This is a genomic window from Nostoc sp. FACHB-892 (assembly GCF_014698795.1).
Taxonomy (GTDB): domain Bacteria; phylum Cyanobacteriota; class Cyanobacteriia; order Cyanobacteriales; family Nostocaceae; genus Nostoc.
The window spans coordinates 1-5,023 of sequence record NZ_JACJTR010000122.1 but is presented as its reverse complement, the minus strand read 5'-3'; the positions used below and the strand labels follow the sequence as shown (position 1 = coordinate 5,023).

4 protein-coding genes and 1 pseudogene are annotated in these 5,023 nt (G+C 42.4%); 3 read left to right on the top strand and 2 right to left on the bottom strand.

The window, feature by feature from the left end:
- Both H6G96_RS40065 and mobF read right to left on the bottom strand, forming a co-directional pair.
- A pseudogene (locus H6G96_RS40065) lies at positions 1-178 on the bottom strand (IS1 family transposase); the annotation flags it as partial.
- 16 nt (positions 179-194) lie between these two features.
- Positions 195-2,456: a MobF family relaxase gene (gene mobF, locus H6G96_RS40060; RefSeq protein WP_190920139.1), complete on the bottom strand. Its 2,262-nt coding sequence runs from the start codon at positions 2,454-2,456 to the stop codon at positions 195-197.
- Between the two features lie 490 nt (positions 2,457-2,946).
- Here mobF and H6G96_RS40055 point away from each other — a divergent pair, with 490 nt between their 5' ends.
- The 3 genes from H6G96_RS40055 (at position 2,947) to H6G96_RS40045 (ending at position 4,973) form a co-directional block, all read left to right on the top strand.
- Complete coding sequence (locus H6G96_RS40055; protein ID WP_190920137.1) at positions 2,947-4,071, top strand: ParM/StbA family protein; 1,125 nt, start codon at positions 2,947-2,949, stop codon at positions 4,069-4,071.
- Positions 4,064-4,513, top strand: a complete 450-nt coding sequence (locus H6G96_RS40050; protein WP_190920135.1) for a hypothetical protein — start codon at positions 4,064-4,066, stop codon at positions 4,511-4,513. The genes H6G96_RS40055 and H6G96_RS40050 overlap by 8 nt, the downstream gene beginning before the upstream one ends.
- Before the next feature lie 94 nt (positions 4,514-4,607).
- The gene (locus H6G96_RS40045) at positions 4,608-4,973 is read left to right on the top strand and encodes a hypothetical protein (RefSeq protein WP_190920133.1); all 366 of its coding nucleotides are present in this window, start codon (positions 4,608-4,610) and stop codon (positions 4,971-4,973) included.
- Positions 4,974-5,023: the final 50 nt, after the last annotated feature.

The following is a 5,023-nucleotide window of genomic DNA, read 5'->3' as shown; positions in this document are numbered from 1 at the left end:
ATCCTGCACCGTTAACGTATGCTTTTAAACATTCGTTTTTGATCTCATTTGAGTATCCTTTTGGGGGACTATAGATATCTATAAATTGGCGATCGCAGGTGACGCAAAAGTGATTTTGTTTACCTCGGCGTTTACCATTTTTTCTAATCCTCGTAGACTTGCAGTATGGACAATGCACAGTAGAAGACCTCAATTCATCCCTCCATTATGCAACGCCCAAATTCTTGACCATTGCGCCTTTGTAATTGGCGGTCATTTTTCTTCCATTGCAAGCGATCGCCTACAGCAATCTCAATTTGCTCGCGTTGGTAAACAGCTTTGTCAAAATTGGCATCTACTTCTAACTGCTTTCCATCGCCTGCTTTCAAAATTAATCGGTCGGTGTTCTTGCCGACGACTTCATACAGCTTACCTTTCTCTAAACCCCGGCGTTTGTAGTTGCGCGTTGGCATCACCACATTACCTAGTTCAAAGTTATGGGTATAGCGCAGCTGCACTTTGGTCAGGTTTAGAGCTTGCAACTGGGTAATGTTTGCAGTTGCCCCTAAACTTCCCTCAATTTTTAGCTTGCCTCGGATTGCCTGGGTAAGTGCCAACTTCTCTACATTTGTGCCAGCCAGTACCAATGTTCGCGCTCGTTGCTCTTTCGTTAATCCTATATAGTCAGCAGCAATTATCTCTCTTGTAGTATCGGGCGATACTTCCTGAATACTGCCTATTACCGATAATTGCTTAAATCCCGCTTCTACTCTCCCGTCTGCAATTAGGTCTACTGCAATCTTCAGATCCGGGTTCCTCTGCCTGTTTGATTGGGTTAAGTGCGCGGTCTTGATGCCAGCTTGTTGCAAGGATTTGAATGGGTTTCCTGCTTCTACAGCTGAAAGTTGCTTGGTATCGCCAACTAGTAATAGTCTTGCTCCCTCCAGGGTCGCTCTTTCTAACAGGGCATGAGCATCTTTGGCACTAAGTAAACCTGCCTCATCCACAATCCAAATCTGATTTGATTCAATTAGGGGTGCTGGCTTAGACACTAATAAACTGGCTACAGTTTCGCCTTGTATACCTAGCTCCTCACTTAATACCTTAGCCGCCATCGATGAAGGGGCAAAAGCTTTGACTGTATAGCCTTGGGCTAGTGCGATCGCGTTTAATTCCTTGAGGGCGAAAGTCTTACCAGCACCAGCTACACCTTGCCACGCTACAAATTGGTCTGTTGTAGTTGCAGCCATATTTACTGCAAGTCGTTGCCCCTGATTGAGCAAGGTTTTCTCTAAAAGGCTTGAAGCTACAAGTGTATGCAGTATCGGATTAACTGCTCCAATTCCTGACTGCATCAACTCAATCGTCGCTAGTTCTCTTTTTACTGCCGTCCATGTTGTATATTGTCTTTCCATTCCCGGCAGAACGATTAACTCTTGATGCTCCTTGATCAATGGCTCAAGTGCATTTACATCAGTTAAAAGTCTTTCAGAGAGAATAAATTTTTCTAAATCTTCAAGCTTAAAGGCAACATTTCTCTCGCTACAATGAGCGATGGCAGATGCCATCGCATCTTCAAGACTTTGCTTTGAAACTGAATTTTGTACTACTTGACTGTTTGGCTCAGAAGGCTTGACGAAACTGATGCCTAGTGCCGCAGCTTCTTCAAGCCACAGCGATTTGAGTTCTGCCTCTTTCCACTTCTGCTTACGCTGACGAGTAGTATCCCAAACTTGGTTTCGCTCTGCCCATGAAGAAGATGCACCAGCAAGAGCTACGATCTGCTGCCGTCGTTTTGAGAACCCCTCTAAATCTTGTTCTTTAAAACCTTTAATCTCAAATTGTCCATGTTTTCTGAGTTCTACCTCATACCCTAGCTTCTGGACTTCTGCTGCTAGATAGCTCTGGTATGCCATCCCCAGGAATTTCTTGTTAGCGAATATCTCACTATTGACCAAACTCATCCACTGACCATCATTGGTCTGTGTCGTATTCATGACTAAGCAGTGGGTGTGCAGATGTGGATCTAAATCCCGACTCTCGATGTGGTCAAACTGCGCGACGACCAAGTTACCCGTGTTTACCCTGCGACGACAATCTCCTTGTGTCACCCTCGTTATGGCATAACGCCTTTCCATCAGCCCGATCGTTTCCTTTAATGCCTGATGGTGCGCGGCGATTAATCTTGAATCCCCACCGACCAACGCCATTAGGCTCACACTCTTGGGCGCAGAAAATGTACAGTCTAGCGCTGCTCTACGTTCTTTTTGTTTCAACACCCTCGCATTAAGTTGCTCACGACCATCAGGCGATCGCCCTTCGATGACATTGGTAAACTTTTGCTCATCATCAATTGCCCCTGACAATCCAAGTTTCTCTGCACCTTGACCACTCCAGCGTGACTTGCCGTGGTGGTAGTAGTTTTTGACAAAGTACTTCACCGCCATCTCTGAGGAAACGTTGGCAGCTGTTAGCATTGTTCACCTCTGCTATCAGCTTTACACAACTTAACCGAATAAATATTGCTGCCAAAGTTCACTCCCGTCATCAAACAAAATTTTGTTCGGTGCCGAGTGAAGAAATTTTGGTAAAAATTTGGCAACAACAATGTTTTTATTCTCCAACTCTGATGTTTTTTACTATAGCAAATTATGCCCTAAAAAACTTTCTGTCAAAGATGGCGTACTGTGCGTCGTAGATTTTTAAAATATGCCTTGTTAATGCCATAAACCTTTCATAGAAAGGACTTTTCAGAATCCTAATAATGACATAAATCAGTTCCAGGAAGTTCCGAGAAGTGCTAGGAAGTTATCTAAAAATCATAGACAAATTTATTGATTTTTCTACTATTTGCATTATTTTGTCTTAGAATTAGCAGAGTAATAACGCAAGATAAATAATATCAATACTGATGCATTTTGCTACTGAAAACGGTCATACTGAATTTCCCAAAGTGAGGTGCTTGTGATGAGTCTACTAAGGTTAGTTGTAGATCCAGGTGGTTCATTGTTGAAGGGATTTTACACGTTAGATCCCTTTAATCCAGAATTGATTTTGATGGAGCCAGAGGTAGCGACAGTCCCGTTAGAAATTTTAGAAAATTATGAGCGGACGAAGATCGGTGAGTCAAATCCTGAGAATAGCGCTTGGATTGAATATCAAGACAAGTGTCAGGCGGTAGGGTTCTTAGCTAGAAAGCGCTTTCATGCTGACTTACAATTGCAAAAACGGAAATTCGAGTTAGCACTACCGAAAGTATTGGCAATGGTGGGAGCGATCGCAGAGAAACACGATTTAGAAAATGGGTCATCGATTCATTTAGGAATTTTGCTGCCTTGGGGAGAATATCAGGATCGGGTTTTATTTCAAGATTTGGTGACAACAGCCCTTTCTAAATACAAATTCAAAGGACTAACAAAAGCATTTTCATTGGAGTTATTTTTGTGTCTTCCTGAAGGTGGGGGGATTTTGACCAGGGGACGCGCTCCTGGTTCTGATTTAAAAGAAAAGTCTTTTGCAGTGGTGATGTTGGGTTATCGAGATACAAGCATTCTGTTGATTGAGCGTGGAGAGATGAGCAAGGGAAAAACAGAGCCTTTGGGTTTCTCGAAAATGGTTGAATCAGTGAAGCGCCAGACATCGGGGTTGGACTTAGATCATCTGACCAGCGTTATTTGTAAGGCTGGGAAAAGCTCCTCTCATAAAGCCTTAGAAGAATTAGCTTCAAATTTAGATCCAATATATAGAGAGCATGAAGTTTCAAAAATTCGTAAGGCTGTTACCAATAGTAGACAGGAGTATTGGATGATGCTCTCCAACTGGCTGAAGTTGCAAGTTCCTCGTGATGTTGATGAGGTGATTATCAGTGGAGGTACTGCTCAGTACTTCCAATCTCAGCTGAACAACTTATTTTCATTCTCTAATCTCAACTGGTGTGAAATTTTAGAGACACAACTGATGAATAGTTTTCCTCAAGCCGTCTCTAAGTCTCTCAATCATCGCTTGACAGATGTTTATGGATTGTTTTTCTTTTTATGTGCTAAGGGGATAAGACAAAACTCTTATCTAAGTGCAGGTGCAAAAAATGAGTGAAAAAATTGAACGTATCGATTATCGGTGTCGAATTTCGATGAACAAAGAGCCGTTTAGTGTTGCCCTGATCAAATACATTAAACAAAAAAACGACATTAGCGAGAGGGAAAAGGTCTTATCTGCCTTGTCTGGATACTGGTTGCCTTTTGCTTTAAGAGCAGATGGAAGTTATCCAGACTGGGAACTAAAGCAGTCTGCCAGAAATGCTGTTTACAAGTTGAAGTTGCACATAGCGTATCTGTCTGAAGCATTTCTTCTAGAAGATTTTCCTGCCGGCTCTCCCACAATTATGACTGCCCAATCAATGGTGCAACAGATGATATCTGATGTACATATAGCTAGTGAGAGCTTGATTGAGCCAGAAAAACCCAAGCCAGTCGTAAATGTTTTGCCTGAACAGCAGGACAACATGGTTGAAACAATGTTTGGGGAAGCAATGTAATGAACGTGACATGCTCAAATCCGGGACGTAAATAGCCAATTTCGTCATGCGCCGATCGCGAAAATACTTATATTGAGTTAGAAGGGGATGAAGTATGCCTTACACCAAAGAAGCCTTGCAGAATATGTATTCTCTGTCATCAGAGGATGTTTTAGCAACATTGACAGCCTGTGGACTGACTGATGACACACAAGAATACTCAGATGCAGAGATTGAGACTCGGTTTGATATTGTTCGTCAATGGTTCAAAGATGAACAAGTATCTGATTATCAAGAAGCTACAAAACTTTTTCAACATTGGTTAGAGGACAATTCTGCACCAGAAACCAGAAAGGAGAAAAAGTCTGCCAAAAAAGCAGCTAAATCCTTAGACATAACTGAATGGCGTTGTTGCGTGAATAAGGAAAATGGTAAATTTTACCTATCGCCTATATTCTCTTGCCGCCTAGCCCAACGATGAAGACGAAAGCCCAGTATAAAGTTCGGAATTGGAACGCTTATGATGCAGCA